This window comes from Bacillus sp. IS1, assembly GCF_032461585.1.
GTDB lineage: Bacteria > Bacillota > Bacilli > Bacillales > Bacillaceae > Bacillus > Bacillus velezensis.
The window spans coordinates 1-23,724 of record NZ_JAWCWR010000009.1 but is presented as its reverse complement, the minus strand read 5'-3'; the positions used below and the strand labels follow the sequence as shown (position 1 = coordinate 23,724).

The window sequence follows — 23,724 nt, the reverse complement described above, 5'->3', positions numbered from 1 at the left end:
AAAAAGAAGGAGGGAAATTCAAAATGGCGATTAAAAAGTATAAACCGACCTCTAACGGACGTCGTGGCATGACAACTTCAGATTTTGCTGAAATCACGACTGACCAGCCGGAAAAATCCTTGCTTGCGCCCCTTCACAAAAAAGGCGGACGTAACAACCAAGGTAAATTGACTGTACGTCACCAAGGTGGCGGACACAAACGCCAATACCGTGTTATCGACTTCAAACGCGATAAAGATGGTATACCTGGACGCGTTGCTACAGTTGAGTACGATCCAAACCGTTCAGCTAACATTGCACTAATCAACTATGTAGACGGAGAAAAACGTTACATTCTTGCACCAAAAGGAATTCAAGTAGGTACTGAAATCATGTCCGGCCCTGAAGCTGACATCAAAGTAGGTAACGCACTTCCGCTTATCAACATCCCTGTTGGTACAGTTGTGCATAACATTGAATTAAAACCTGGTAAAGGCGGACAGCTTGTACGTTCAGCTGGTACATCTGCTCAGGTTCTTGGTAAAGAAGGCAAATACGTTCTTGTACGTCTTAACTCTGGTGAAGTTCGCATGATCCTTTCTGCTTGCCGCGCTTCTATCGGTCAAGTAGGTAACGAGCAGCACGAACTGATCAACGTTGGTAAAGCAGGACGCTCTCGCTGGAAAGGCATCCGCCCTACAGTCCGCGGTTCTGTAATGAACCCTAACGATCACCCGCACGGTGGTGGTGAAGGTCGCGCGCCAATCGGACGTAAATCACCAATGTCTCCTTGGGGCAAACCGACTCTTGGATTCAAGACACGTAAGAAAAAGAACAAATCTGATAAATTTATCGTACGTCGTCGTAAAAATAAATAACGGGGTTGTCTACGGTTCATTTCGGACCGTAGTGCAATCACGAAGGGAGGTTCCAAAATGGCTCGCAGCTTGAAAAAAGGACCATTTGTCGATGGACACTTGATGACAAAAATCGAGAAATTAAATGAAACGGACAAGAAACAAGTTGTAAAAACTTGGTCTCGCCGTTCAACTATTTTCCCACAATTTATCGGTCACACTATCGCAGTATATGACGGACGTAAACACGTGCCTGTATTCATTTCTGAAGACATGGTAGGCCACAAGTTGGGCGAATTCGCACCGACTCGTACTTACAAAGGCCACGCCAGTGACGATAAAAAAACAAGACGCTAAGAGAGGAGGCTTTTAAATGCAAGCTAAAGCTGTTGCAAGAACAGTCCGTATTGCTCCTCGTAAAGCACGTCTAGTAATGGACCTGATTCGAGGTAAGCAAGTAGGCGAAGCAGTATCTATCCTGAACTTAACTCCGAGAGCTGCTTCTCCGATCATCGAAAAAGTTTTAAAATCTGCTATCGCAAATGCTGAGCACAACTACGAGATGGACGCTAACAATCTGGTTATTTCTCAGGCATTTGTTGACGAAGGCCCAACGTTAAAAAGATTCCGCCCGCGTGCTATGGGACGTGCGAGCCAAATCAACAAACGTACGAGCCACATTACAATCGTTGTATCAGAAAAGAAGGAGGGATAAGTAGTGGGTCAAAAGGTAAATCCAGTCGGTCTTCGTATCGGAGTCATTCGTGATTGGGAATCTAAGTGGTACGCTGGTAAAGATTACGCTGACTTCCTGCACGAAGATTTAAAAATTCGTGAATTCATTAGCAAACGCCTTTCTGACGCTTCTGTTTCTAAAGTAGAAATCGAGCGCGCAGCAAACCGCGTTAACATTACGATCCACACTGCTAAGCCTGGTATGGTAATCGGTAAAGGCGGATCTGAAGTTGAAGCACTTCGTAAAGCCCTTAACAGCCTTACTGGCAAGCGTGTACACATTAACATTCTTGAAATCAAAAGAGCAGATCTTGATGCTCAGCTTGTAGCTGACAACATCGCTCGTCAACTAGAAAACCGTATTTCTTTCCGCCGTGCGCAAAAACAACAAATCCAACGCACTATGCGTGCTGGAGCACAAGGTGTGAAAACAATGGTTTCCGGCCGTCTTGGCGGAGCTGATATCGCTCGTTCTGAATACTACAGTGAAGGAACTGTTCCATTGCACACTTTACGTGCTGACATCGACTATGCAACATCTGAAGCTGACACAACTTACGGTAAGCTTGGTGTAAAAGTCTGGATCTATCGTGGAGAGGTTCTTCCTACTAAGAAGAAAACTGAGGAAGGAGGAAAATAATATGTTATTACCAAAACGCGTTAAATATCGCAGAGAGCATCGCGGAAAAATGCGCGGTCGCGCTAAAGGCGGTACTGAAGTACATTTTGGTGAGTACGGTATCCAGGCTCTTGAAGCTTCTTGGATCACGAACCGCCAAATCGAAGCTGCACGTATTGCGATGACTCGTTACATGAAACGTGGCGGTAAAGTTTGGATTAAAATTTTCCCTTCAAAACCTTACACTGCTAAACCGCTTGAGGTACGGATGGGTTCCGGTAAAGGGGCTCCTGAAGGCTGGGTAGCTGTTGTAAAACCGGGCAAAGTTTTATTTGAAATTTCTGGTGTGTCTGAAGAGGTAGCTCGTGAAGCTCTTCGTCTTGCATCTCACAAATTGCCAATTAAAACGAAGTTCGTAAAACGTGAAGAAATTGGTGGTGAATCAAATGAAAGCTAATGAAATTCGTGACCTTACCACTGCTGAAATTGAACAAAAAGTAAAGTCTCTTAAAGAAGAACTTTTCAATCTTCGCTTTCAATTAGCGACAGGACAACTTGAAAATACTGCTCGCATTCGTGAAGTGCGCAAAGCTATCGCGCGCATGAAAACTGTGATTCGTGAAAGAGAAATTGCTGCCAACAAATAATCACTGAGGGGAGGTCGTGAGCATGAGCGAACGTAACCAACGCAAAGTTTACCAAGGCCGTGTTGTTTCTGACAAAATGGATAAAACCATCACTGTTGTTGTTGAAACATACAAAAAGGATCCTATTTACGGTAAACGCGTAAAATACTCAAAGAAATTCAAAGCACATGATGAAAATAACCAAGCTAAAATCGGAGACATCGTAAAGATCATGGAAACTCGTCCATTATCTGCAACTAAGCGTTTTCGTCTAGTAGAAGTTGTCGAAGAAGCTGTTATTATCTAATAAAGTTCGGAATTCTTTTTCCGAAGGGAGGTAACAAATAATGATTCAACAAGAGACTCGTTTAAAAGTTGCTGACAACTCCGGTGCGCGTGAGGTACTTACTATTAAAGTTCTTGGCGGTTCTGGACGTAAAACGGCTAACATTGGTGATGTAATTGTTTGCACGGTTAAACAAGCAACACCAGGAGGCGTTGTCAAAAAAGGTGAAGTCGTAAGAGCTGTTATCGTTCGCACAAAAAGCGGAGCACGCAGAACTGACGGATCATACATCAGCTTCGATGAGAATGCATGTGTTATCATCCGTGACGACAAGAGCCCGCGTGGAACTCGTATCTTCGGACCGGTTGCCCGTGAATTACGTGAAAACAACTTCATGAAAATTGTTTCTCTGGCTCCAGAAGTTATCTAATGAAATAAATGCCTTACTCAAGGAGGTGCGATCAGGATGCATGTGAAAAAAGGCGATAAAGTAATGGTTATCTCTGGTAAAGATAAAGGCAAACAAGGTACGATCCTTGCTGCTTTCCCTAAAAAGGACCGCGTTCTAGTTGAGGGCGTAAACATGGTGAAGAAGCACTCTAAACCAACTCAAGCAAACCCTCAAGGCGGTATTTCTAATCAAGAGGCGCCAATTCATGTATCAAACGTTATGCCGCTCGATCCTAAAACAGGTGAAGTGACTCGCGTAGGATACAAAGTGGAAGATGGCAAAAAAGTTCGTGTTGCAAAAAAATCTGGGCAAGTCTTAGATAAATAGTATTTAAAGGAAGGGAGGTCTATCTCATGAACCGCCTTAAAGAAAAGTACAATAAAGAAATTTCACCTGCTTTAATGACGAAGTTCAACTACGACTCTGTTATGCAGGTGCCAAAAATCGAAAAAATCGTAATCAACATGGGTGTTGGTGATGCTGTTCAAAACGCGAAAGCAATCGACAGTGCTGTTGAAGAATTAACGTTTATCGCAGGTCAAAAACCTGTCGTTACTCGTGCGAAGAAATCAATTGCTGGATTCCGTCTTCGTGAGGGAATGCCTATCGGTGCGAAAGTAACTCTTCGCGGAGAGCGCATGTATGATTTCCTTGATAAACTTATTTCTGTATCTTTACCGCGTGTACGTGACTTCCGCGGGATTTCTAAGAAATCTTTCGACGGTCGCGGAAACTACACTCTTGGTATTAAAGAACAGTTAATCTTCCCTGAAATTGACTACGATAAAGTAACAAAGGTTCGCGGAATGGACATCGTTATCGTAACGACTGCTAACTCTGACGAAGAGGCTCGTGAGCTATTAACTCAAGTAGGTATGCCGTTCCAGAAATAATCAATGAAAGGGAGGCGAAATCGTGGCTAAAAAGTCAATGATTGCGAAACAACAACGTACACCAAAGTTTAAAGTGCAAGAGTACACTCGCTGTGAACGCTGCGGACGTCCGCACTCAGTCATTCGTAAATTTAAACTTTGCCGTATTTGTTTCCGTGAGCTTGCATATAAAGGACAAATTCCTGGCGTGAAAAAAGCCAGCTGGTAATCCCCAAGAATGGGAAGGAGGTAATTATATAATGGTTATGACAGATCCAATTGCAGATATGCTGACTCGTATTCGCAATGCAAACATGGTACGTCATGAGAAGCTTGAAATTCCTGCTTCTAAATTGAAAAGAGAAATTGCTGACATTTTAAAGCGTGAAGGTTTCATTCGTGACGTTGAGTTCGTAGAAGACAGCAAACAAGGTATCATCCGCGTTTTCTTGAAATACGGACAAAACAACGAGCGCGTTATCACTGGTCTTAAAAGAATCAGCAAACCAGGTTTGCGTGTATACGCTAAATCAAATGAAGTACCTCGCGTACTTAACGGTCTTGGAATCGCGATTATTTCTACATCACAAGGTGTTTTAACGGACAAAGAAGCCCGTGCAAAACAAGCTGGTGGAGAAGTTCTAGCATACGTTTGGTAAGAAGTTTAACAAGAATGGAGGTGTTTTAGTATGTCTCGTGTAGGTAAAAAACTGCTTGAGATCCCTTCTGGAGTTACAGTAACGCTGAACGAAGGCAACACTGTGGCTGTAAAAGGACCAAAAGGAGAATTAACTCGTACTTTCCATCCTGATATGGAAATCAAAATTGAGGACAACGTGCTTACAGTTACTCGTCCTTCTGATCACAAAGAGCACCGTGCCCTGCATGGTACGACTCGTAGTCTGCTTGGCAACATGGTTGAAGGTGTATCTAAAGGATTTGAAAGAGGTTTGGAATTAGTCGGTGTCGGTTACCGTGCTTCTAAATCCGGAAATAAACTTGTTTTAAACGTTGGATACTCTCATCCTGTTGAGATCGTTCCTGAAGAAGGCATCGAAATCGAAGTTCCTTCTCAAACAAAAGTAGTTGTAAAAGGTACAGACAAAGAACGCGTAGGAGCTATTGCTGCTAACATCCGCGCTGTACGTTCTCCAGAGCCTTACAAAGGTAAAGGAATCCGCTACGAAGGTGAAGTTGTTCGCCGTAAAGAAGGTAAATCTGCTAAGTAAGATCGCTTAAAGTGAAGAAAGGAGTGACCTAGATGATTACGAAAACTAGCAAAAATGCTGCTCGTCTTAAAAGACACGCTCGTGTTCGCGCTAAACTTTCCGGTACTGCTGAAAGACCGCGCCTGAACGTTTTCCGTTCTAACAAGCACATTTACGCTCAAATCATCGATGATGTAAATGGTGTAACACTTGCTAGTGCATCTACTCTCGATAAAGATTTGAACGTGGAAAGCACTGGTGACAGCGCTGCTGCTGCTAAAGTCGGTGAACTCGTTGCGAAACGCGCTTCTGAGAAAGGTGTTTCTGACGTAGTATTTGACCGCGGCGGATACTTATACCATGGACGTGTAAAAGCTCTGGCCGATGCAGCTCGTGAAGCCGGACTGAAATTTTAATAAAAAAAGGAGGGACACATGATTATGCGTCGTATTGACCCAAGCAAATTAGAGTTAGAAGAACGCTTAGTTACGGTTAACCGCGTAGCGAAAGTTGTTAAAGGTGGTCGTCGTTTCCGTTTCGCAGCTCTAGTCGTTGTCGGTGACAAAAACGGTCACGTAGGTTTCGGTACTGGTAAAGCACAAGAAGTACCTGAAGCAATCCGCAAAGCTGTTGAAGATGCGAAAAAGAATTTGATTGAAGTACCAATGGTTGGAACTACGATTCCACACGAAATCATCGGACGTTTCGGTGCAGGCAATATCTTGTTGAAACCTGCTTCTGAAGGTACTGGAGTTATCGCTGGAGGCCCTGTACGTGCGGTACTTGAGCTTGCTGGCGTTGCTGATATCCTTTCTAAGTCTTTAGGTTCTAACACACCGATCAACATGATCCGTGCAACACTTCAAGGTTTAAGTGAGCTTAAACGTGCCGAAGAGGTTGCGAAGCTTCGTGGAAAATCTGTAGAAGAACTGTTAGGATAAGGAGGGAACATTAATGGCTAAATTAGAAATTACCCTCAAACGCAGTGTAATCGGTCGCCCGGAAGATCAGCGCGTTACTGTAAGAACACTTGGTTTAAAGAAAACAAACCAAACTGTCGTTCATGAAGATAACGCTGCGATCCGCGGTATGATTAATAAAGTATCTCATCTAGTTTCTGTTAAAGAACAATAAAAATAAATTATAGGCTAAGGAGGTGTCCTAATGAAACTTCATGAATTAAAGCCTTCAGAAGGTTCACGTAAAGTACGCAATCGCGTAGGTCGTGGTATTGGTTCTGGTAACGGTAAAACAGCTGGTAAAGGTCACAAAGGTCAAAACGCTCGTTCTGGCGGCGGTGTACGCCCTGGATTCGAGGGGGGACAAATGCCTTTATTCCAACGTCTTCCTAAACGCGGTTTTACAAACATCAACCGTAAGGAATACGCTATTGTGAACGTAGACAAATTGAACGGTTTTGCGGAAGGAACGGAAGTCACTCCTGAACTTCTTCTTGAGACTGGTGTTATTAGCAAACTTAATGCAGGAGTAAAGATTCTTGGCAACGGTAAATTAGAGAAAAAATTAACTGTAAAAGCCAATAAATTCTCTGCTTCTGCGAAAGAAGCTGTTGAAGCTGCTGGCGGTACAGCTGAGGTGATCTAACTTGTTTAAGACAATCTCCAACTTTATGCGTGTGAGTGATATTCGGAATAAAATCATTTTTACATTACTCATGCTAATCGTCTTTCGCATAGGTGCGTTTATCCCTGTGCCATATGTAAATGCTCAGGCGTTGCAGACACAAAGTTCGATGGGGGTTTTTGATCTCCTTAATACATTTGGCGGCGGTGCGCTTTATCAGTTCTCCATTTTTGCGATGGGAATTACGCCTTACATCACTGCTTCAATCATCATTCAGCTGCTTCAGATGGATGTTGTGCCGAAGTTTACCGAGTGGTCTAAGCAAGGTGAAGTCGGCCGCCGTAAATTAGCTCAGTTCACGAGATATTTTACGATTGTGCTTGGTTTTATCCAGGCATTAGGTATGTCTTACGGGTTTAATAACCTGGCAAACGGTATGCTGATTGAAAAATCCGGCATATCGACATATCTGATTATTGCTTTAGTACTCACTGGAGGAACTGCTTTTTTAATGTGGCTGGGAGAACAAATTACTTCCAATGGAGTAGGTAACGGAATTTCGATCATCATCTTCGCGGGGATTGTGGCTAGTATTCCGAAAACTGTTGGGCAGATTTATGAGACTCAATTTGTCGGCAGCAGCGATCAGCTGTTTATTCATATTGTAAAAATCGCCTTACTGGTGATTGCGATTTTGGCCGTTATTGTTGGTGTTATTTTCATTCAGCAGGCCGTACGCAAAATCGCGATTCAATATGCAAAAGGGCAAGGTCGTTCACCTGTTGGCGGAGGCCAGTCAACTCACCTTCCGCTTAAAGTGAATCCGGCAGGGGTTATTCCGGTAATCTTTGCGGTTGCGTTTCTTATTACGCCGCGTACTATCGCGTCATTTTTCGGAGAAAACAATGTGACAAAGTGGATTCAAGCCAACTTTGACAATACACATCCGGTGGGCATGGCGGTTTATGTCGCATTAATTATCGCCTTTACGTACTTCTATGCTTTTGTGCAGGTAAACCCTGAACAAATGGCTGATAACCTAAAAAAACAGGGTGGCTATATCCCGGGGGTTCGTCCAGGGAAAATGACTCAAGATAGAATTACGAGCATTTTGTATCGACTTACGTTTGTGGGTTCTATATTCTTAGCCGTGATTTCCATTCTTCCTATCTTTTTCATTCAATTCGCTGGATTGCCTCAAAGTGCACAGATTGGCGGAACATCATTGTTAATTGTCGTCGGGGTAGCCTTGGAGACAATGAAGCAGCTGGAGAGCCAGTTAGTGAAACGTAATTACCGAGGATTTATGAAAAATTAGAGGACTGGTTTTAACCATTCCTCTAAATAAGAGAGGACGGGGGAAATCCGAATGAACTTAGTCTTAATGGGACTTCCTGGAGCCGGTAAAGGCACACAGGGAGAACGAATTGTTGAGGATTATGGGATACCTCATATCTCAACGGGAGATATGTTCCGTGCTGCTATGAAAGAAGAAACACCACTCGGACTCGAAGCAAAGTCTTATATTGATAAAGGCGAGCTCGTACCGGACGAAGTCACAATCGGCATTGTCAAAGAAAGACTCGGCAAAGATGATTGTGAAAGAGGTTTTCTTCTGGACGGATTTCCGCGAACAGTCGCTCAGGCTGAAGCTCTTGAAAACATTCTTGAGGAATACGGCAAGCCGATTGATTATGTCATTAACATTAAAGTAGACAAAGACTCTTTAATGGAACGTTTGACTGGACGCAGAATTTGCAGTGTTTGCGGCACAACCTATCATTTGGTTTTCAATCCGCCGAAAACGCCGGGTGTTTGTGATAAAGACGGAGGAGACCTTTATCAACGGGCAGATGATAATGAGGAAACCGTCTCAAAACGGCTTGAGGTCAACATGAAGCAGACTCAGCCTTTACTCGATTTTTATTCTGAGAAAGGGTATCTTGTCAACGTCAATGGCCAGCAGGACATTAACGACGTGTACAAAGATGTGAAAGAGCTTCTTGGAGGATTGAGCAAATGATTATCTGTAAGACCCCTCGTGAGCTTGGCATCATGCGGGAAGCAGGGCGAATCGTGGCTTTGACTCATGAAGAGATGAAAAAGCACATTAAACCAGGAATCTCGACAAAAGAATTGGATCAAATTGCCGAACGTTTTATTGAGAAGCAGGGTGCAATCCCATCTTTTAAGGGGTATAATGGGTTTCGCGGGAGCATTTGTGTATCAGTTAATGAAGAACTCGTTCACGGAATTCCCGGTAAAAGGGTTTTGCGTGACGGTGACATTATCAGCATTGATATCGGTGCTAAATTAAATGGTTATCATGGTGACTCTGCTTGGACATATCCGGTAGGAAACATCAGTGATGATGATAAACGACTGCTGGAAGTGACAGAGGAGTCTTTATATAAAGGCTTGAAGGAAGCAAAACCAGGTGAACGTTTGTCGAATATTTCCCACGCAATACAAACGTATGTCGAAAATGAGCAGTTTTCAGTTGTTAGGGAGTATGTCGGACATGGTGTTGGTCAAGACTTGCATGAGGATCCGCAAATTCCTCATTACGGTCCGCCAAACAAAGGACCTAGGCTGAAGCCTGGTATGGTTCTCGCTATAGAACCGATGGTTAACGCTGGCAGCCGATATGTGAAAACATTGGCTGATAACTGGACGGTTGTAACGGTAGATGGGAAAAAGTGTGCTCATTTTGAACATACGATTGCGATTACGGAAACGGGTTTTGATATACTGACAAAAGTCTAGATGATGAAATGAATTCCATGACACATGTTTTTCATTCCGCACCTGGGCAGATTGTAGGTTTACAATTGGTCGGAAGAAAAAACGGCTAGCTGCTGTCATCGGAATGAAGATTCATCATCGTGTACTAAAGCAGACGGAGAAAAGCGTACATTTCATTCTCCTTAGAAAAAGAATATCAATCATTCACCCTTTATGATTGCGTATCTCCGGAAGTTCAGAACAGTATAAACGAAACAGGGCGTGTGACAAACGGATAACTGAGATTTTCTCTTTTGAAATTTGTCAGAGAGCAAGTTACTGATTTGAAGAAGGGAGAACACTTGAATGGCGAAAGACGATGTAATTGAAGTGGAAGGTACGATTGTCGAAACACTGCCAAACGCGATGTTCAAAGTTGAACTCGAAAATGGCCATACGGTTTTGGCTCACGTATCTGGTAAAATCCGCATGCACTTCATTCGCATTTTACCTGGAGACAAAGTTACGGTAGAATTATCTCCATATGACTTAACTCGTGGCAGGATTACGTACCGTTACAAATAAAGCACTCCGGAAACTGAAGGAGGTTGGAAACACATGAAAGTGAGACCATCAGTTAAACCAATCTGCGAGAAATGTAAAGTTATTCGCAGAAAAGGAAAAGTAATGGTGATCTGTGAAAATCCAAAGCATAAACAAAAACAAGGATAATTAATAAGGAGGTGCCCAGAGAATGGCTCGTATTGCTGGTGTAGATATCCCACGTGACAAACGTGTTGTTATTTCTTTAACATATGTCTTCGGAATTGGCCGCACAACGGCTCAGCAAGTCTTGAAAGAGGCTGGTGTTTCTGAAGATACTCGTGTGCGTGATCTTACTGAAGAAGAACTTGGTAAAATCCGTGATGTTATTGACAAACTGAAAGTAGAAGGTGACCTTCGCCGTGAAGTTTCTCTTAACATCAAGCGTCTGATCGAAATCGGAAGCTACCGCGGAATCCGCCATCGCAGAGGTTTGCCTGTTCGCGGACAAAACTCTAAAAACAATGCGCGTACTCGTAAAGGTCCGCGTCGTACTGTAGCTAACAAGAAAAAATAAGTAAGGGAGGTACCTAAACAATGGCTGCTGCTCGTAAACAAAACACGCGTAAACGTCGCGTGAAAAAGAATATTGAGTCAGGAATCGCTCATATTCGTTCAACTTTCAACAACACGATCGTTACGATCACTGATACTCATGGTAATGCTCTTTCTTGGTCTAGTGCCGGAGCTCTAGGATTCAGAGGTTCTCGTAAATCTACTCCTTTTGCTGCGCAAATGGCTGCTGAAACAGCTGCTAAAGGTTCAATCGAACACGGACTTAAAACTCTTGAAGTAACTGTTAAAGGACCAGGTTCTGGCCGTGAAGCTGCAATCCGTGCTTTACAAGCTGCCGGACTTGAAGTTACAGCTATCAGAGACGTAACTCCTGTTCCTCATAATGGATGCCGTCCACCAAAACGTCGCCGCGTGTAATTTGTTTGTATAGATTTTGTGTCCCTGTCAATAATGGGTTATGATACAGTTATTTATGAAACGAATGCACCGACTCGTTGCCTGAGCACATACGGGACTAAACAATGGGGAATTTCGGATGGAATCTCATATGATTCTATTCGAGGTTTCGACGTTTTGAAGGAGGGTTTTAAGTAATGATCGAGATTGAAAAACCAAAAATCGAAACGGTTGAAATCAGCGACGATGCCAAATTTGGTAAGTTTGTCGTAGAGCCGCTTGAGCGTGGATATGGTACAACTCTGGGTAACTCCTTACGTCGTATCCTCTTATCCTCACTCCCTGGTGCCGCTGTAACATCGATCCAGATAGATGGTGTACTGCACGAATTCTCGACAATCGAAGGCGTTGTGGAAGATGTTACAACGATAATCTTGCACATTAAAAAGCTTGCATTGAAAATCTACTCTGATGAAGAGAAGACGCTTGAAATTGATGTACAGGGCGAAGGAACTGTCACAGCAGCTGATATTACACACGACAGCGATGTTGAAATCCTTAATCCGGATCTTCATATCGCGACTCTTGGTGAGAATGCGAGTTTCCGAGTTCGCCTTACTGCACAAAGAGGACGTGGGTATACACCTGCTGATTCGAACAAAAGAGACGATCAGCCTATCGGCGTGATTCCGATCGATTCAATCTTTACGCCAGTTTCTCGTTTATCTTATCAGGTAGAAAACACTCGTGTAGGCCAGGTTGCAAACTATGACAAACTTACACTTGATGTTTGGACTGACGGAAGCACTGGACCGAAGGAAGCAATTGCTCTCGGTTCAAAGATTTTAACTGAACACCTTAATATATTCGTCGGTTTAACTGACGAAGCTCAGCATGCTGAAATCATGGTTGAAAAAGAAGAGGACCAAAAAGAAAAAGTTCTTGAAATGACGATTGAGGAACTTGACCTTTCTGTCCGTTCTTACAACTGCTTGAAGCGTGCGGGCATTAACACGGTTCAAGAACTTGCGAACAAGACGGAAGAAGATATGATGAAAGTTCGCAACCTGGGACGCAAATCACTTGAAGAAGTGAAAGCGAAACTAGAAGAACTTGGACTCGGCCTTCGCAAAGACGATTGATCTAGTTTCCATGTGAACTAGGATTTTCGTGTGTTTTTTATTTAGAAACAGCATTCCATTAAAGGAGGGGACATCACATGTCATACAGAAAACTAGGACGTACGAGTTCACAGCGTAAAGCTATGCTTCGTGATCTTACAACAGATTTGATCATCAACGAAAGAATTGAAACAACTGAAACACGTGCGAAAGAACTTCGCTCTGTTGTTGAAAAGATGATCACTCTTGGTAAGCGCGGTGACTTGCATGCTCGTCGTCAAGCTGCTGCATACATTCGCAACGAGGTTGCTAATGAAGAAAATAACCAAGATGCACTTCAAAAATTATTCTCTGACATTGCAACTCGTTACGAGGAGCGCCAAGGCGGATACACACGTATTATGAAGCTTGGTCCTCGCCGTGGTGACGGTGCACCAATGGCAATCATCGAATTGGTTTAATCACATATTTTTGTGTATCTAAAGAAGGGCGGGACAGTTTCTAACTGGATCTATGCCCTTTTTTTAGATATCAGAACTTTTTATCATGAGACAGAAAAGCAGAGCTATAGCTGAGAGGAGGTCAGGCGCCCGTGGATCAAAAACAGCTTATATCCGTAAAAGACATTCTATTCCGTTACCGCAAAGATGCAGAAAGACCGGCGCTGGACGGTGTGAGTCTGGAGGTATACGAAGGAGAATGGCTTGCTATCGTAGGCCACAACGGTTCAGGGAAGTCGACTTTGGCCAGAGCGCTGAACGGGCTGATTTTGCCTGAGGCCGGAGAAATTGAAGTCGGCGGCATCAAGCTGACTGAGGATACCGTGTGGGATGTGCGAAAAAAAATAGGGATGGTCTTTCAGAATCCCGATAACCAATTTGTCGGAACGACTGTTCGCGATGATGTGGCTTTTGGTTTAGAAAACAATGGTGTTCCGCGCGAAGAAATGATTGAGAGAGTAGATTGGGCTGTCACACAAGTCAATATGCAGGATTTTCTTGATCAAGAGCCGCACCATCTCTCCGGAGGTCAAAAACAAAGAGTGGCGATCGCGGGAATTATTGCCGCGCGTCCTGATATTATGATTTTGGATGAAGCGACATCCATGCTTGACCCGATTGGGAGAGAAGAAGTCCTTGGTACTGTCAGACGCTTAAAAGATCAGGGCATGGCCACCGTCATTTCGATAACACATGACCTGGAAGAAGCCGCAAGGGCGGACAGGATCATTGTGATGAACGGCGGCAGGAAATATGCAGAGGGCACGCCTGAAGAGATTTTTAAATTAAACGAAGACTTGGTTCGCATCGGTCTTGATTTGCCTTTCTCATTCCAGCTCAGCCTGCTTTTGAAAGAAAGCGGACTGGCGTTAACGAAAAACCATCTGACTCAGGAAGGGCTGGTGAATGAGCTGTGGACATTAAAATCAAAGATGTAGAACACCGCTATCAAATGAAAACACCGTTTGAACGGTTGGCTCTGTATGATATCAATGCCGTGATAAAAGAGGGCAGTTACGTTGCCGTCATCGGGCATACAGGGTCGGGCAAATCGACGCTCCTGCAGCATTTAAACGGTTTGCTGAAACCGACTAAAGGACAGCTTGAACTCGGGAGCACGATTCTGGCAGCCGGTAAAAAGAATAAAGACCTTAAGACTTTGCGAAAAAAAGTCGGAATCGTTTTCCAATTTCCCGAACATCAGCTGTTTGAAGAGACTGTGCTGAAGGACATCGCATTCGGACCGATGAATTTCGGTGTAAAAAAAGAAGACGCTGAACGGAAAGCAAAAGAAATGCTGGGACTTGTGGGCCTTCCGGAAGACATTTTGGATCGTTCACCATTTGAGCTCAGCGGCGGCCAGATGCGCAGAGTGGCGATTGCCGGCGTTCTCGCGATGGAGCCGGAAGTGCTGGTTTTGGATGAACCGACGGCCGGTCTTGATCCGAGAGGGCGCCAGGACATTATGGACATGTTCTATGCGCTTCATCAGCGGGGAAACCTGACTACCATTCTCGTCACCCACAGCATGGAGGACGCCGCCCGCTATGCTGACGAAATGATCGTCATGCACAAAGGAACCATTAAAGCGACGGGGAGTCCGCGTGACTTGTTTGTAAAAGGTGAAGAGATGGCCGAAATGGGACTGGATCTTCCTGAATCGGTAAAGTTTCAGAGACGGCTTGAGAAGGCTCTCGGAGTCAAGTATGAGAAACCCATGCTGACCCTGCAGGATGCCGCCAGTGAAATTAAGGCTTTCTTTCAGGAGGAAAAGGACCAATGATGGACAGCATGATTATCGGAAAGTATGTTCCCGGATCATCGCTTATTCACCGATTGGACCCGCGAACAAAACTTGTCAGCATCTTTCTTTTTGTATGTATCGTTTTTTTAGCAAACAACGTACAGACGTACGCTTTGCTCGGTTTGTTTACATTCGGGGTGATTGCCTTAACACGCGTGCCGTTCAGCTTTTTGCTGAAGGGGCTTAAGCCGATTATCTGGATTGTGGCGTTTACCTTTTTATTACACATTTTCATGACACATGAAGGATCTGTCATTTTTCAGCTTGGCTGGTTTAAAGTGTATGAGGGCGGACTTATACAGGGGATTTTTATCTCCCTCCGTTTCGTTTACCTTATCTTTATGACGACGCTGCTGACGCTGACAACAACGCCGATTGAAATAACGGATGGAATGGAGCAGCTCCTGAATCCTTTTAAAAAGGTGAAGCTGCCCGTACACGAACTCGCATTGATGATGTCGATATCGTTGCGATTTATCCCGACATTGATGGAAGAGACAGATAAAATCATGAAGGCGCAAATGGCAAGGGGTGCGGACTTTACAAGCGGCCCGGTGAAAGACAGAATCAAAGCGGTTGTTCCGCTGCTTGTCCCGCTGTTTGTCAGCGCCTTTAAACGCGCGGAAGAGCTCGCGGTCGCCATGGAGGCGAGAGGCTACCAGGGCGGTGAGGGGAGAACGAAATACAGAAAGCTCGTCTGGACCGGAAAGGATACCGGAGCTATTCTGCTCATCATCGTATTAGCCGTGTTATTGTTTTTCTTAAGAAGTTAGAGGTGCTGCTGAATGAGAGTGAAATGTACCATTGCTTATGACGGGCATTTATTTAACGGATATCAGGTTCAGCCTGGAAAGCGGACCGTTCAAAGTGAATTGGAAAAAGCCCTGGCCGTCATCCATAAAACGGACGGCAGAGTGCCTGTTTACTCATCCGGCCGCACGGACAGCGATGTTCATGCTGCCGGGCAGGTCATTCATTTTGATACGCCGCTGTCCATTCCGGCTGAGAAATGGCCGTTTGCGCTCAATGCCCTGCTGCCTGATGATATTGCCGTCAAAACAGCAGAGATTGCGGATGATGGGTTCCATGCACGATTTAGCGCGGTCCAAAAGGAATATCGCTACTTTGTATATACGGAGAAACACCCGGACGTATTTAAACGACATTACGCTTACCATTTTGCATATCCGCTTAATGTGCAGAAAATGAGGGAAGCTTCAAGGCACCTCATCGGGACACATGATTTCACAAGCTTTTGCGCGGCTGATACCGCGGTTCAGGATAAAGTCAGAACGATTTACGAGCTGGATTGGACTGAGACCGGAGACGGCCTGCAGATGCGGATCACCGGAAACGGTTTTCTCTATAATATGGTCAGAATCATTGCCGGAACGTTATTGGATACAGGAGCTGGAAAATTTTCTCCCGATGATGTAAAAGCAATGCTCGAAGCGAAAGATCGCGAAGCCGCAGGGCGCACCGCACCGGGGCACGGGCTGTATTTATGGAGCGTTTGCTATGACAACTAAACCAGGTGTAACATTTTCTTGACAGAGTCTGCATAAAGTTATAAGATATCATATGGTATGTATTTCAACCCCACGATAAGCCCCGGAACTTATTGTGTTGTGAAATAGAACGTAATCGTAGATTATTGAAAATGACAGATCATTTAGGAGGGAAATTCAATGCGTACAACACCTATGGCTAACGCAAGTACTATTGAACGCAAGTGGTTAGTTGTTGATGCTGCTGGCAAGACTCTAGGACGTCTTTCTACAGAAGTTGCATCTATCCTTCGCGGGAAACACAAACCGACTTACACACCGCACGTTGATACTGGAGATCATGTGATCATCATCAACGCTGAAAAAATCGAGTTAACTGGTAAAAAGTTAACTGATAAAATCTACTACCGTCACACTCAACATCCAGGCGGATTAAAATCAAGAACAGCTCTTGAAATGCGTACAAACTACCCTGAGAAAATGCTTGAGCTTGCTATCAAAGGCATGCTTCCAAAAGGTTCTCTAGGTCGTCAAATGTTCAAAAAATTGAACGTATACCGTGGTTCTGAGCATCCACATGAAGCACAAAAACCTGAAGTTTACGAACTTCGCGGTTAATTAAAAAGGAGGTTACCAATTTGGCACAGGTTCAATATTACGGTACTGGCCGTCGTAAAAGTTCTGTAGCGCGTGTGCGCTTAGTTCCAGGAGAAGGTCGTATCGTCGTTAATAATCGTGAAATCAGCGAGCACATTCCATCTCCAGCTCTAATCGAAGATATCAAACAACCATTAACTTTAACTGAAACAGCTGGTACTTATGATGTTTTAGTAAACGTACATGGAGGCGGCTTATCTGGTCAAGCTGGAGCAATCCGTCATGGTATCGCTCGTGCTTTGCTTGAAGCAGATCCAGAATACCGTGCAACACTTAAACGTGCTGGTCTTCTGACTCGTGACGCTCGTATGAAAGAACGTAAAAAATACGGCCTTAAAGGCGCTCGTCGTGCACCTCAGTTCTCAAAACGTTAATCGTTTTGGATTGCAAAAACCACAACTTCTTGGTTGTGGTTTTTTTGTATTTTTTTCTCATATTCAAGAGGTTATCCGATGTTTTTCTAGAATTGTTTGTTATACTCTATTCATTACCAATAAGGAGCGCAGTTATAATGAATAAGTTAGTCATACATAACAGCAAGGCATGGGATAAAAAAGTCGAAACAGGCAATGAATGGACGGTTGCGGTTGATTCTCATACGATTGGTGAAGCGAAAAAAGGCAATTGGAGCATCAGGATGACCCCCGGAAAAGATGTGCCGGCGGATTGGTTTCCGCCCATAGACGGTCTGAAGGTTCTTTGTCTCGCTTCAGGAGGAGGACAGCAAGGGCCGGTCCTTGCTGCTGCAGGAGCGGACGTGACCATCTTTGACAATTCGGAAAAACAGCTTGCGCAAGACAGAATGGTTGCCGAGCGGGACGATCTTACGCTTCGGACTGTCAAAGGCAGCATGAATGATCTGAGCTGTTTTGATGATGAGTCATTTGATTTTATCGTGCACCCGGTATCGAATTGCTTTGTTGATACGGTTCTTCCGGTATGGAAAGAAGCTCATCGCGTATTGAAAAAAGGCGGATCTTTAGTCTCCGGTTTTGTAAATCCCGTCGTGTTCTTATTTGATATGGATTTAGAGCAGGAAGGCGTACTAAAAGTAAAGTATTCCATTCCGTTTTCGGATGAAAAAGACCTGAGTAAGAAAAAGGTAAAGGAACTTATTGATAATCATGAAGCGCTTGAATTCGGCCATACGCTGGAGGATCAAATTAAAGGTCAGATTGACGCAGGCTTCATGGTTGCCGGTTTTTACGAGGACAAAGGCGGCCTCGTGCTGGATGAATACATTAATACATACTCCGTAACAAGAAGCATTAAAATATAAAAACGGCATCCCGTCAGAGGTGCTGTTTTTTTGCGGCTTTTTCCTGCGGACGGCTGATCACATTAGCCGAAACCGGTTCTATTCCAATTTCTCTGGCCCAAACCGACAGTTGTCCCATATGGTGAATCTCATGCGCAAGGATGTGGCGGAGAATATCTTCTTTAGGAAAGGTTTGGTCCATCCAGTCCGGCTTAACAAGATCCGGTCCTTTGAGGGAGACCGCATGAATGACATCCTCCCGATGCTGTTCAGACAGCTTTCTGAGATCCTGAATGCTCGTATAGTCAGACTCAGCAGGTAAAACATCATCTTTACTTAAAATGGCACGAGCCCAGCTGATCTCGACATCAATGATATGAAATAAAGTCCGCAAGATGCTCTCCATTCCGCCCGTCCGGGTTTTCGTCAGTTCCTCCCGGCTCAGCTTTTCACATATCATAAACCACTCGTCACGCACCGTCCAATTGTATTGAAACAGCTTTTTCATCACGTCACCTCAGCTCTTTATTCTTCCAGTTAACATAAAACTCCTTCATTTGGGAGGATTTCCACTATCAACAAAGCATGCTTTTTCCCTTTTCCTTTCAAAATAACAGTAAAAAGGAGCGTGGCTGGCAATGGCAGAAGTATTATCTTTTTCAGACGTGAAACGGCAGAAGGATTTTGAGCTTGAGAAGAGTTTACTAAAGGAGCTGTCACTGACGCAGATCATTCAGTCCGTAAAAGCATGTCTTACCCCTTTGTTTCCCTTTCTTCAAGACGAAAACGGCATTCTGAGTGAAGGATGCATAGATTTTGCAATTGAAGCGTATTTATTAGGCGGCCGGTTCGGCGTCTTTGGCTATTATGGTGAGTCTTTGCAGAGGGCAAACGCCCGTTCGGCTGAAGAAGAGGAAGAACTGACGGTCGATTTTTTTGAATATCTTTGCAATTGGACGCATGAGCAATATTCTTCCGTTGAACAAAAAGAAATCTATGAAGCGTCCTGCCGGTTTATCAACAGCTGGTGGACGGAAGGATTTCTGCAAAGAGAAAAACAATGTAAGCTCCGTATGAGGTAATCATAATTTCTTCCCTTGTCCCATACTTATTAATAACGGGGACAAGCGGGAGGGAAAGGTATGACAAAAAAGGTGAAATGGCTCGGTTTTTTACTTGGCTTTATCATATTATTGTGTTTATTCCGGTTTCAATTCCATAATGATGATTCCTGGCGGCCGTGGAGTCTGCCGCTGAGCGGAAAAATCATCTATCTCGATCCGGGACACGGCGGGCCGGACGGAGGCGCCACGGGAGGCAGTCACCTTGAAAAGGACATTACTCTCGAAGTGGCCTCCAGGGTAAGAGACTATTTGCAGGAGCAGGGAGCTTTGGTCATTATGACGCGGGAGACGGATACTGATTTAGCTCCTGAAGGGACGAAAGGCTACAGCAGACGCAAAGCGGAAGATCTGAGAAAGCGCGTGGAAATCATCAACCGTTCAGAGGCGGAGCTTTATATCAGCATTCATCTGAACGCCATACCGTCACCGAGATGGAGCGGCGCCCAAAGCTTCTACTATGGAAAATACGAAGAAAATGAAAAAGTGGCAAAATATATACAGGACGAATTGAGAATCAATTTGGAGAATACAACGAGAAAGGCGAAACGGATACATGGCATTTACTTAATGCAGAATGTAACCAAACCGGGCGCGCTGGTGGAAATCGGATTTCTGTCCAATCCCGCGGAAGCGAAAAGGCTCGGACAGCCCAAATATCAGGACAAAATCGCTTCTTCCGTGTATAAGGGCGTATTGAGATACTTCACAGAGAAAGGAGACCCTCCCGAGTAAGGAGGGTTTTTCGCCGATTCTATGTTTAATATATGGTATAATACCATTTGTAAACGAATACACAAAGGGTGAGGGTTCGATGATAAGAGAAGATGAAGTAAGAAATATAGTCGGAAACATGCGCGAACCTTTTCTTCATAGACCGCTGGGAGAATTGGATGCCATTAAAGAAGTAAAGATCAAGCCGGAAAAACGGCATGTCAGTGTAAAAATTGCATTGGCAAAAACGGGGACGGCTGAACAGATGGGTATTCAGCAGGAAATCGTATCCGTTTTGAAAGAAGCGGGTGCGGAAACTGTCGGACTGCGGTTTGAAGAGCTGCCGGAAGAAACATTGGCGAAATTCAGCCGGCCGGCAGCTGAAAGCGAAACCCTGCTGAATAGGAAACACCCGCCGGTCTTTCTTGCGGTGGCAAGCGGAAAAGGCGGTGTCGGCAAATCAACGGTTTCCGTCAACCTGGCCATTTCTCTTGCGCGGCTCGGAAAAAAAGTCGGCTTGATCGACGCGGATATATACGGATTCAGCGTGCCCGACATGATGGGTATTACAGTTCGCCCGACAGTAGAAGGAGAAAAACTGCTTCCTGTCGAAAGATTTGGAGTAAAGGTTATGTCGATGGGCTTTTTCGTCGAAGAAAACGCTCCGGTTGTGTGGAGAGGGCCGATGCTGGGCAAGATGCTGAATAACTTCTTCCATGAAGTTGACTGGGGAGAGGTTGACTATATCGTTCTTGATCTGCCGCCCGGCACGGGTGATGTGGCGCTCGATGTACACACGATGCTTCCGAGCTGCAAAGAGATCATCGTATCAACGCCGCACCCTACAGCCGCATTTGTAGCGGCGAGAGCGGGATCTATGGCGATTAAGACCGATCATGAAGTTGTAGGGGTCATTGAAAATATGGCTTACTATCAAAGTGCAAAAACCGGCGAGAGAGAATATGTGTTCGGTCAAGGCGGGGGAGATAAGCTTGCAGAGGAATTGCAAGTGCCGCTGCTTGGCAGAATTCCTTTAAAACAGCCTGATTGGGACAAGGACCAGTTTGCGCCTTCTGTCTATGACAGAAGTCATCCGATCGGGGAAATTTATATGGGGATCGCCCAGAAAGTCATTGAAAAAACAGCTGAATAGAAAAGGGGCCGGGATCAACACGGCCCGGCCTTTTATTGGCTTTCTTTTTCAGAGCTTGAAGCCGCTTTTTTCAATTCATCCTCGAATTGCTTTTTGAAAAGCGGGCTGGAAAGTGTCTCTGTAATTACATCTTCTAAGTAACTGCGGAACTTTTGGCTTTTCACCAGTTCATAGTATTTTTTATCCATGCCGGGGTCCTGCATGATCTGCATAAAACTTTTCTGATAATCAGGGTCTTTCATCAGTTTTTTTATGATTTTTTCATGCTCGGGCTGAAGAGTTTTTGCAAAGCTCTCGGCGAACTTTGAGTCTTCAAAAATGGTTTTCCAGAACTCCGCCCCTTTTTTAGAGGTGAGGGTTTTCTCTATTGTGCCTTTAATGGCATTTTGATCAATCACCAATGCCTCATTCATCGCATCATCATTTAATATTTCCTTAATTGCTTTTTTTCCATCATCTGTCTTTAATATATCAACAACCATTTTTTTAGTCTGGTCATAATCCATATCCGCTGCTTGGTCTTTTGGAGCACAAGCTGTTACAGATAATACAACAAAACAGCTTATCAATAGCGTTTTGGCTTTTGACATGCATAAGCTCCTTCCTTACTTGTACTTATTTTTAATATGATTCATCGGAATGGATTTATACATAACAAAATATCGCTGAACGCGATTGTCAGGGGGATGAATAAGAGATGAAAAGCCGCGGGCTTGTTCGATTTTTCTTTTCGATTTTAGCTGTGGGCGCTCTTATTACAAGCGTCGTGGGATTTGCTCTGAAGTGGGGGGAGTATAAGGGGTTTTTCCTGAATTATGATGCCGGTCAGATTTTCTCCGTTCTGATCTGGTTTATCGGGGTAGGCATGATTTTCAGTGTGATCAGCCAGATGGGATTCTTCGTTTTTCTGACGGTGCACCGGTTTGCCCTTGAAATTCTCAGATCAAGCTCGCTTTGGAATCTGCTTCAGCTGTTTATCATTCTGTTTGTCGCTTTTGATTTAATGTACGTCAGATTTTTGTTTTTCGGAGAGCGGGATGACTCGATTGCGGGGTTTGTCTGGCTGCCGCTGGCTCTGCTTGCCGTCGGCCTGTTGACGGCATATATAAAACAAAAGCAGTCCTCAAAAAATACGTTCGTTTCATCATTATTTTTAATGGTCGTTATTACAGCGCTTGAATGGGTTCCTGCGCTACGAGTGAATAATGAGGACTGGCTTTATTTGATGCTGATTCCGCTGATGGGCTGCAATGCGTTTCAGCTGCTAATGCTGCCGAAGTTTGCCCAGAGGTAATTATTTCACTTCTGATGACTTGACGTCAGTATTTGCGATCAGGTCGCCGACGGTCACGTTTTTCAGTCCTTTTTGCTTTAAATTGTGAATGATGGCGGGGAGCGCTTCTTCAGTCTGTGTTGCTGAATCAGAGGCGTGCAGCAGGACAATGTCGCCACCTTTTATATGACTGTTTACATTTTCAATGATTTTATCAGGGCCGGGATTTGTCCAATCCTGCGAGTTAACGCTGTAATGAACCACTGAATAGTGGTACTGCTGTGCAATGGTAAGAACCTTTTTATTAAATTGTCCGGTCGGCGGGCGGAGTAAATGAACATTCTTTACACCCAGCTTTTTAAATGCGGTCTGGGCCCGGAGGATATCTTTTTTTATTTCATTGTCCTCTAGGTTCGTATAATTTTTATACGCATATCCCATGCTGCCGATTTGATGTCCGTCTTTTATCATACGTTCAACTGTGTCCGGGTGCCGTTCCGCCCAAGAAGCTGACAGAAAAAAAGTGGCGTTTTTAATACCGTTTGCTTTTAGCGCGTTCAGAATAGGAACCGCCTTTTCGTCGCCCCAGCTGATATCGAATGTTAATGCGACTTCGCCCGCTTTCGTCTCCCCTTTTGAAATAGCCTTCGGGCCGCTATCAGTTAAAAATACAGGAAGGGGGACGGCTCTCTGTATATAAAAAAAGCTGGCTGCTGCAAATGCGGCAATGATAATAATAAGCAGCTGTTTTATCCTTCTGATGTGCCACACGTAGAAGTGATTCACTGATGACGCCTCCTTATCTTGTCCATGCTTGATTACATCGTATGCCGCGGCGGAGATGAATATAACAAAATACGTTTTAAAAAAATGAAAAAAACACTTGCTAAACTCAACGAATGCATGGTATATTATTAAACGTCGCTGATGAACAGCAGACAACAACAAAAAGCTTCGGAAACAACTTAAAAAAAGTTGTTGACATAAAAGAAGCTGAGTGGTAAGATAATAAAGCTGCTTCAACAAGCGGTAATGATCTTTGAAAACTAAACAAGACAAAACGTACCTGTTAATTCAAAGTTTTAAATAAATCGCACAGCGATGTGCGTAGTCAGTCAAACTACTTTATCGGAGAGTTTGATCCTGGCTCAGGACGAAC

At 44.3% G+C, this 23,724-nt stretch carries 40 protein-coding genes and 1 pseudogene; 38 read left to right on the top strand and 3 right to left on the bottom strand.

Annotated features, from left to right (window positions below):
* The first annotated feature begins 23 nt into the window (after positions 1 to 23).
* The 34 genes and pseudogenes from rplB to RUW00_RS20805 all read left to right on the top strand — a co-directional run bounded on the left by rplB (position 24) and on the right by RUW00_RS20805 (position 18,325).
* Positions 24 to 857: a 50S ribosomal protein L2 gene (gene rplB, locus RUW00_RS20970; RefSeq protein WP_003156470.1), complete on the top strand. Its 834-nt coding sequence runs from the start codon at positions 24 to 26 to the stop codon at positions 855 to 857.
* A 57-nt stretch (positions 858 to 914) separates the two neighbouring features.
* A complete protein-coding gene (rpsS, locus tag RUW00_RS20965; protein WP_003156472.1) occupies positions 915 to 1,193 on the top strand; it encodes a 30S ribosomal protein S19 in 279 nt (92 codons plus the stop codon).
* 16 nt (positions 1,194 to 1,209) lie between these two features.
* Complete coding sequence (rplV, locus tag RUW00_RS20960) at positions 1,210 to 1,551, top strand: 50S ribosomal protein L22 (RefSeq protein ID WP_003156475.1); 342 nt, start codon at positions 1,210 to 1,212, stop codon at positions 1,549 to 1,551.
* Positions 1,552 to 1,554: 3 nt separating this feature from the next.
* The gene (gene rpsC, locus RUW00_RS20955) at positions 1,555 to 2,211 is read left to right on the top strand and encodes a 30S ribosomal protein S3 (protein WP_003156476.1); all 657 of its coding nucleotides are present in this window, start codon (positions 1,555 to 1,557) and stop codon (positions 2,209 to 2,211) included.
* A gap of 1 nt (position 2,212) precedes the next feature.
* Positions 2,213 to 2,647: a 50S ribosomal protein L16 gene (gene rplP / locus RUW00_RS20950; RefSeq protein WP_003156478.1), complete on the top strand. Its 435-nt coding sequence runs from the start codon at positions 2,213 to 2,215 to the stop codon at positions 2,645 to 2,647.
* Positions 2,637 to 2,837 carry a 50S ribosomal protein L29 gene (rpmC, locus tag RUW00_RS20945; RefSeq protein ID WP_003156482.1) on the top strand — a complete coding sequence of 67 codons (201 nt, stop codon included), beginning with the start codon at positions 2,637 to 2,639 and terminating at the stop codon, positions 2,835 to 2,837. Before rplP ends, rpmC begins: the two co-directional genes overlap by 11 nt.
* A gap of 22 nt (positions 2,838 to 2,859) precedes the next feature.
* Complete coding sequence (rpsQ, locus tag RUW00_RS20940; RefSeq protein WP_003156484.1) at positions 2,860 to 3,123, top strand: 30S ribosomal protein S17; 264 nt, start codon at positions 2,860 to 2,862, stop codon at positions 3,121 to 3,123.
* 40 nt (positions 3,124 to 3,163) lie between these two features.
* A complete protein-coding gene (gene rplN, locus RUW00_RS20935) occupies positions 3,164 to 3,532 on the top strand; it encodes a 50S ribosomal protein L14 (RefSeq protein ID WP_007410404.1) in 369 nt (122 codons plus the stop codon).
* Positions 3,533 to 3,568: 36 nt separating this feature from the next.
* On the top strand, positions 3,569 to 3,880 hold the full coding sequence (gene rplX / locus RUW00_RS20930) for a 50S ribosomal protein L24 (protein ID WP_003156486.1): 312 nt from the start codon (positions 3,569 to 3,571) through the stop codon (positions 3,878 to 3,880).
* A gap of 26 nt (positions 3,881 to 3,906) precedes the next feature.
* Positions 3,907 to 4,446 carry a 50S ribosomal protein L5 gene (gene rplE, locus RUW00_RS20925; RefSeq protein WP_003156487.1) on the top strand — a complete coding sequence of 180 codons (540 nt, stop codon included), beginning with the start codon at positions 3,907 to 3,909 and terminating at the stop codon, positions 4,444 to 4,446.
* A 22-nt stretch (positions 4,447 to 4,468) separates the two neighbouring features.
* Positions 4,469 to 4,654 carry a 30S ribosomal protein S14 gene (gene rpsN / locus RUW00_RS20920; RefSeq protein WP_003156488.1) on the top strand — a complete coding sequence of 62 codons (186 nt, stop codon included), beginning with the start codon at positions 4,469 to 4,471 and terminating at the stop codon, positions 4,652 to 4,654.
* A gap of 31 nt (positions 4,655 to 4,685) precedes the next feature.
* The gene (gene rpsH / locus RUW00_RS20915) at positions 4,686 to 5,084 is read left to right on the top strand and encodes a 30S ribosomal protein S8 (RefSeq protein ID WP_003156489.1); all 399 of its coding nucleotides are present in this window, start codon (positions 4,686 to 4,688) and stop codon (positions 5,082 to 5,084) included.
* Positions 5,085 to 5,114: 30 nt separating this feature from the next.
* A complete protein-coding gene (rplF, locus tag RUW00_RS20910) occupies positions 5,115 to 5,654 on the top strand; it encodes a 50S ribosomal protein L6 (protein ID WP_280144804.1) in 540 nt (179 codons plus the stop codon).
* A gap of 32 nt (positions 5,655 to 5,686) precedes the next feature.
* Positions 5,687 to 6,049, top strand: a complete 363-nt coding sequence (gene rplR, locus RUW00_RS20905) for a 50S ribosomal protein L18 (protein WP_280144805.1) — start codon at positions 5,687 to 5,689, stop codon at positions 6,047 to 6,049.
* 24 nt (positions 6,050 to 6,073) lie between these two features.
* Positions 6,074 to 6,574 (top strand): 30S ribosomal protein S5, encoded by a 501-nt coding sequence (rpsE, locus tag RUW00_RS20900; protein WP_003156493.1) that lies wholly within the window; start codon positions 6,074 to 6,076, stop codon positions 6,572 to 6,574.
* Between the two features lie 13 nt (positions 6,575 to 6,587).
* Entirely contained in the window at positions 6,588 to 6,767 is a 180-nt protein-coding gene (rpmD, locus tag RUW00_RS20895) for a 50S ribosomal protein L30 (RefSeq protein ID WP_003156497.1), read from the top strand.
* A 30-nt stretch (positions 6,768 to 6,797) separates the two neighbouring features.
* The gene (rplO, locus tag RUW00_RS20890) at positions 6,798 to 7,238 is read left to right on the top strand and encodes a 50S ribosomal protein L15 (protein ID WP_003156499.1); all 441 of its coding nucleotides are present in this window, start codon (positions 6,798 to 6,800) and stop codon (positions 7,236 to 7,238) included.
* Between the two features lies 1 nt (position 7,239).
* Complete coding sequence (gene secY / locus RUW00_RS20885) at positions 7,240 to 8,535, top strand: preprotein translocase subunit SecY (protein WP_007615246.1); 1,296 nt, start codon at positions 7,240 to 7,242, stop codon at positions 8,533 to 8,535.
* 51 nt (positions 8,536 to 8,586) lie between these two features.
* Complete coding sequence (locus tag RUW00_RS20880; protein WP_007410407.1) at positions 8,587 to 9,240, top strand: adenylate kinase; 654 nt, start codon at positions 8,587 to 8,589, stop codon at positions 9,238 to 9,240.
* Positions 9,237 to 9,983, top strand: a complete 747-nt coding sequence (map, locus tag RUW00_RS20875; RefSeq protein WP_007410408.1) for a type I methionyl aminopeptidase — start codon at positions 9,237 to 9,239, stop codon at positions 9,981 to 9,983. Before RUW00_RS20880 ends, map begins: the two co-directional genes overlap by 4 nt.
* A gap of 112 nt (positions 9,984 to 10,095) precedes the next feature.
* Positions 10,096 to 10,330, top strand: a pseudogene (locus tag RUW00_RS20870) (KOW domain-containing RNA-binding protein); the annotation flags it as partial.
* Complete coding sequence (gene infA, locus RUW00_RS20865) at positions 10,308 to 10,526, top strand: translation initiation factor IF-1 (RefSeq protein ID WP_003156508.1); 219 nt, start codon at positions 10,308 to 10,310, stop codon at positions 10,524 to 10,526. The pseudogene RUW00_RS20870 and the gene infA, both read left to right, overlap by 23 nt.
* A 33-nt stretch (positions 10,527 to 10,559) precedes the next feature.
* Positions 10,560 to 10,673 carry a 50S ribosomal protein L36 gene (gene rpmJ, locus RUW00_RS20860; RefSeq protein WP_003156543.1) on the top strand — a complete coding sequence of 38 codons (114 nt, stop codon included), beginning with the start codon at positions 10,560 to 10,562 and terminating at the stop codon, positions 10,671 to 10,673.
* 22 nt (positions 10,674 to 10,695) lie between these two features.
* On the top strand, positions 10,696 to 11,061 hold the full coding sequence (gene rpsM / locus RUW00_RS20855) for a 30S ribosomal protein S13 (protein ID WP_003156545.1): 366 nt from the start codon (positions 10,696 to 10,698) through the stop codon (positions 11,059 to 11,061).
* A 20-nt stretch (positions 11,062 to 11,081) separates the two neighbouring features.
* Positions 11,082 to 11,477 (top strand): 30S ribosomal protein S11, encoded by a 396-nt coding sequence (gene rpsK / locus RUW00_RS20850; RefSeq protein WP_007410409.1) that lies wholly within the window; start codon positions 11,082 to 11,084, stop codon positions 11,475 to 11,477.
* A gap of 176 nt (positions 11,478 to 11,653) precedes the next feature.
* A complete protein-coding gene (locus tag RUW00_RS20845) occupies positions 11,654 to 12,598 on the top strand; it encodes a DNA-directed RNA polymerase subunit alpha (protein ID WP_003156549.1) in 945 nt (314 codons plus the stop codon).
* Positions 12,599 to 12,675: 77 nt separating this feature from the next.
* Positions 12,676 to 13,038 (top strand): 50S ribosomal protein L17, encoded by a 363-nt coding sequence (gene rplQ / locus RUW00_RS20840; protein WP_003156550.1) that lies wholly within the window; start codon positions 12,676 to 12,678, stop codon positions 13,036 to 13,038.
* A gap of 131 nt (positions 13,039 to 13,169) precedes the next feature.
* Positions 13,170 to 14,015, top strand: a complete 846-nt coding sequence (locus RUW00_RS20835; RefSeq protein ID WP_280144806.1) for an energy-coupling factor ABC transporter ATP-binding protein — start codon at positions 13,170 to 13,172, stop codon at positions 14,013 to 14,015.
* Positions 13,991 to 14,860, top strand: coding sequence for an energy-coupling factor ABC transporter ATP-binding protein (locus RUW00_RS20830; protein ID WP_029974329.1), 870 nt, complete (start codon positions 13,991 to 13,993; stop codon positions 14,858 to 14,860). Before RUW00_RS20835 ends, RUW00_RS20830 begins: the two co-directional genes overlap by 25 nt.
* The gene (locus RUW00_RS20825; RefSeq protein WP_014304219.1) at positions 14,857 to 15,654 is read left to right on the top strand and encodes an energy-coupling factor transporter transmembrane component T family protein; all 798 of its coding nucleotides are present in this window, start codon (positions 14,857 to 14,859) and stop codon (positions 15,652 to 15,654) included. Before RUW00_RS20830 ends, RUW00_RS20825 begins: the two co-directional genes overlap by 4 nt.
* 12 nt (positions 15,655 to 15,666) lie before the next feature.
* Positions 15,667 to 16,410, top strand: coding sequence for a tRNA pseudouridine(38-40) synthase TruA (truA, locus tag RUW00_RS20820; protein WP_014416756.1), 744 nt, complete (start codon positions 15,667 to 15,669; stop codon positions 16,408 to 16,410).
* 159 nt (positions 16,411 to 16,569) lie between these two features.
* Positions 16,570 to 17,007: a 50S ribosomal protein L13 gene (rplM, locus tag RUW00_RS20815; protein ID WP_003225844.1), complete on the top strand. Its 438-nt coding sequence runs from the start codon at positions 16,570 to 16,572 to the stop codon at positions 17,005 to 17,007.
* A 20-nt stretch (positions 17,008 to 17,027) separates the two neighbouring features.
* Entirely contained in the window at positions 17,028 to 17,420 is a 393-nt protein-coding gene (gene rpsI / locus RUW00_RS20810; RefSeq protein ID WP_003225846.1) for a 30S ribosomal protein S9, read from the top strand.
* A 137-nt stretch (positions 17,421 to 17,557) separates the two neighbouring features.
* On the top strand, positions 17,558 to 18,325 hold the full coding sequence (locus RUW00_RS20805) for a class I SAM-dependent methyltransferase (RefSeq protein WP_007410414.1): 768 nt from the start codon (positions 17,558 to 17,560) through the stop codon (positions 18,323 to 18,325).
* Positions 18,326 to 18,338: 13 nt separating this feature from the next.
* Here the strand turns inward: RUW00_RS20805 and RUW00_RS20800 are convergent, their stop codons facing one another.
* Positions 18,339 to 18,812: a DinB family protein gene (locus tag RUW00_RS20800; RefSeq protein ID WP_280144807.1), complete on the bottom strand. Its 474-nt coding sequence runs from the start codon at positions 18,810 to 18,812 to the stop codon at positions 18,339 to 18,341.
* Positions 18,813 to 18,942: 130 nt separating this feature from the next.
* On the opposite strand from RUW00_RS20800, the gene RUW00_RS20795 reads away from it, so the two are divergent.
* The 3 genes from RUW00_RS20795 (at position 18,943) to RUW00_RS20785 (ending at position 21,292) form a co-directional block, all read left to right on the top strand.
* On the top strand, positions 18,943 to 19,386 hold the full coding sequence (locus RUW00_RS20795; protein ID WP_007410416.1) for a DUF2521 family protein: 444 nt from the start codon (positions 18,943 to 18,945) through the stop codon (positions 19,384 to 19,386).
* Between the two features lie 60 nt (positions 19,387 to 19,446).
* Positions 19,447 to 20,160 carry an N-acetylmuramoyl-L-alanine amidase CwlD gene (gene cwlD, locus RUW00_RS20790; RefSeq protein WP_280144808.1) on the top strand — a complete coding sequence of 238 codons (714 nt, stop codon included), beginning with the start codon at positions 19,447 to 19,449 and terminating at the stop codon, positions 20,158 to 20,160.
* A 79-nt stretch (positions 20,161 to 20,239) separates the two neighbouring features.
* Entirely contained in the window at positions 20,240 to 21,292 is a 1,053-nt protein-coding gene (locus RUW00_RS20785; RefSeq protein ID WP_209387824.1) for an Mrp/NBP35 family ATP-binding protein, read from the top strand.
* Positions 21,293 to 21,324: 32 nt separating this feature from the next.
* Here the strand turns inward: RUW00_RS20785 and gerD are convergent, their stop codons facing one another.
* Positions 21,325 to 21,882: a spore germination lipoprotein GerD gene (gene gerD, locus RUW00_RS20780; protein WP_007615280.1), complete on the bottom strand. Its 558-nt coding sequence runs from the start codon at positions 21,880 to 21,882 to the stop codon at positions 21,325 to 21,327.
* A 107-nt stretch (positions 21,883 to 21,989) separates the two neighbouring features.
* Between gerD and kbaA the strand changes: the two genes are divergently transcribed.
* The gene (gene kbaA / locus RUW00_RS20775; protein WP_280144809.1) at positions 21,990 to 22,586 is read left to right on the top strand and encodes a KinB-signaling pathway activation protein; all 597 of its coding nucleotides are present in this window, start codon (positions 21,990 to 21,992) and stop codon (positions 22,584 to 22,586) included.
* Here the strand turns inward: kbaA and pdaB are convergent, their stop codons facing one another.
* Positions 22,587 to 23,351, bottom strand: a complete 765-nt coding sequence (pdaB, locus tag RUW00_RS20770) for a polysaccharide deacetylase family sporulation protein PdaB (RefSeq protein WP_015416681.1) — start codon at positions 23,349 to 23,351, stop codon at positions 22,587 to 22,589. It abuts the gene before it with no gap.
* Between the last annotated feature and the right edge of the window lie 373 nt (positions 23,352 to 23,724).

Bases quoted from the DNA above. Each gene is read 5' to 3' on its own strand.
- RUW00_RS20785 (WP_209387824.1), top strand. From the start codon at position 20,240: ATGATAAGAGAAGATGAAGTAAGAAATATAGTCGGAAACATGCGCGAA.
- rpsS (WP_003156472.1), top strand. From the start codon at position 915: ATGGCTCGCAGCTTGAAAAAAGGACCATTTGTCGATGGACACTTGATG.
- RUW00_RS20795 (WP_007410416.1), top strand. From the start codon at position 18,943: ATGGCAGAAGTATTATCTTTTTCAGACGTGAAACGGCAGAAGGATTTT.
- rplN (WP_007410404.1), top strand. From the start codon at position 3,164: ATGATTCAACAAGAGACTCGTTTAAAAGTTGCTGACAACTCCGGTGCG.
- rpsQ (WP_003156484.1), top strand. From the start codon at position 2,860: ATGAGCGAACGTAACCAACGCAAAGTTTACCAAGGCCGTGTTGTTTCT.
- cwlD (WP_280144808.1), top strand. From the start codon at position 19,447: ATGACAAAAAAGGTGAAATGGCTCGGTTTTTTACTTGGCTTTATCATA.
- rpsH (WP_003156489.1), top strand. From the start codon at position 4,686: ATGGTTATGACAGATCCAATTGCAGATATGCTGACTCGTATTCGCAAT.
- truA (WP_014416756.1), top strand. From the start codon at position 15,667: ATGAGAGTGAAATGTACCATTGCTTATGACGGGCATTTATTTAACGGA.
- kbaA (WP_280144809.1), top strand. From the start codon at position 21,990: ATGAAAAGCCGCGGGCTTGTTCGATTTTTCTTTTCGATTTTAGCTGTG.
- infA (WP_003156508.1), top strand. From the start codon at position 10,308: ATGGCGAAAGACGATGTAATTGAAGTGGAAGGTACGATTGTCGAAACA.
- rplB (WP_003156470.1), top strand. From the start codon at position 24: ATGGCGATTAAAAAGTATAAACCGACCTCTAACGGACGTCGTGGCATG.
- RUW00_RS20880 (WP_007410407.1), top strand. From the start codon at position 8,587: ATGAACTTAGTCTTAATGGGACTTCCTGGAGCCGGTAAAGGCACACAG.
- rpmJ (WP_003156543.1), top strand. From the start codon at position 10,560: ATGAAAGTGAGACCATCAGTTAAACCAATCTGCGAGAAATGTAAAGTT.
- rpsE (WP_003156493.1), top strand. From the start codon at position 6,074: ATGCGTCGTATTGACCCAAGCAAATTAGAGTTAGAAGAACGCTTAGTT.
- rplX (WP_003156486.1), top strand. From the start codon at position 3,569: ATGCATGTGAAAAAAGGCGATAAAGTAATGGTTATCTCTGGTAAAGAT.
- rpsK (WP_007410409.1), top strand. From the start codon at position 11,082: ATGGCTGCTGCTCGTAAACAAAACACGCGTAAACGTCGCGTGAAAAAG.
- rpsM (WP_003156545.1), top strand. From the start codon at position 10,696: ATGGCTCGTATTGCTGGTGTAGATATCCCACGTGACAAACGTGTTGTT.
- gerD (WP_007615280.1), bottom strand. From the start codon at position 21,882: ATGTCAAAAGCCAAAACGCTATTGATAAGCTGTTTTGTTGTATTATCT.
- rplV (WP_003156475.1), top strand. From the start codon at position 1,210: ATGCAAGCTAAAGCTGTTGCAAGAACAGTCCGTATTGCTCCTCGTAAA.
- rplR (WP_280144805.1), top strand. From the start codon at position 5,687: ATGATTACGAAAACTAGCAAAAATGCTGCTCGTCTTAAAAGACACGCT.
- rplF (WP_280144804.1), top strand. From the start codon at position 5,115: ATGTCTCGTGTAGGTAAAAAACTGCTTGAGATCCCTTCTGGAGTTACA.
- rplE (WP_003156487.1), top strand. From the start codon at position 3,907: ATGAACCGCCTTAAAGAAAAGTACAATAAAGAAATTTCACCTGCTTTA.
- rplP (WP_003156478.1), top strand. From the start codon at position 2,213: ATGTTATTACCAAAACGCGTTAAATATCGCAGAGAGCATCGCGGAAAA.
- RUW00_RS20845 (WP_003156549.1), top strand. From the start codon at position 11,654: ATGATCGAGATTGAAAAACCAAAAATCGAAACGGTTGAAATCAGCGAC.
- rplM (WP_003225844.1), top strand. From the start codon at position 16,570: ATGCGTACAACACCTATGGCTAACGCAAGTACTATTGAACGCAAGTGG.
- rpmD (WP_003156497.1), top strand. From the start codon at position 6,588: ATGGCTAAATTAGAAATTACCCTCAAACGCAGTGTAATCGGTCGCCCG.
- rplQ (WP_003156550.1), top strand. From the start codon at position 12,676: ATGTCATACAGAAAACTAGGACGTACGAGTTCACAGCGTAAAGCTATG.
- RUW00_RS20805 (WP_007410414.1), top strand. From the start codon at position 17,558: ATGAATAAGTTAGTCATACATAACAGCAAGGCATGGGATAAAAAAGTC.
- RUW00_RS20800 (WP_280144807.1), bottom strand. From the start codon at position 18,812: ATGAAAAAGCTGTTTCAATACAATTGGACGGTGCGTGACGAGTGGTTT.
- RUW00_RS20825 (WP_014304219.1), top strand. From the start codon at position 14,857: ATGATGGACAGCATGATTATCGGAAAGTATGTTCCCGGATCATCGCTT.
- rplO (WP_003156499.1), top strand. From the start codon at position 6,798: ATGAAACTTCATGAATTAAAGCCTTCAGAAGGTTCACGTAAAGTACGC.
- rpmC (WP_003156482.1), top strand. From the start codon at position 2,637: ATGAAAGCTAATGAAATTCGTGACCTTACCACTGCTGAAATTGAACAA.
- map (WP_007410408.1), top strand. From the start codon at position 9,237: ATGATTATCTGTAAGACCCCTCGTGAGCTTGGCATCATGCGGGAAGCA.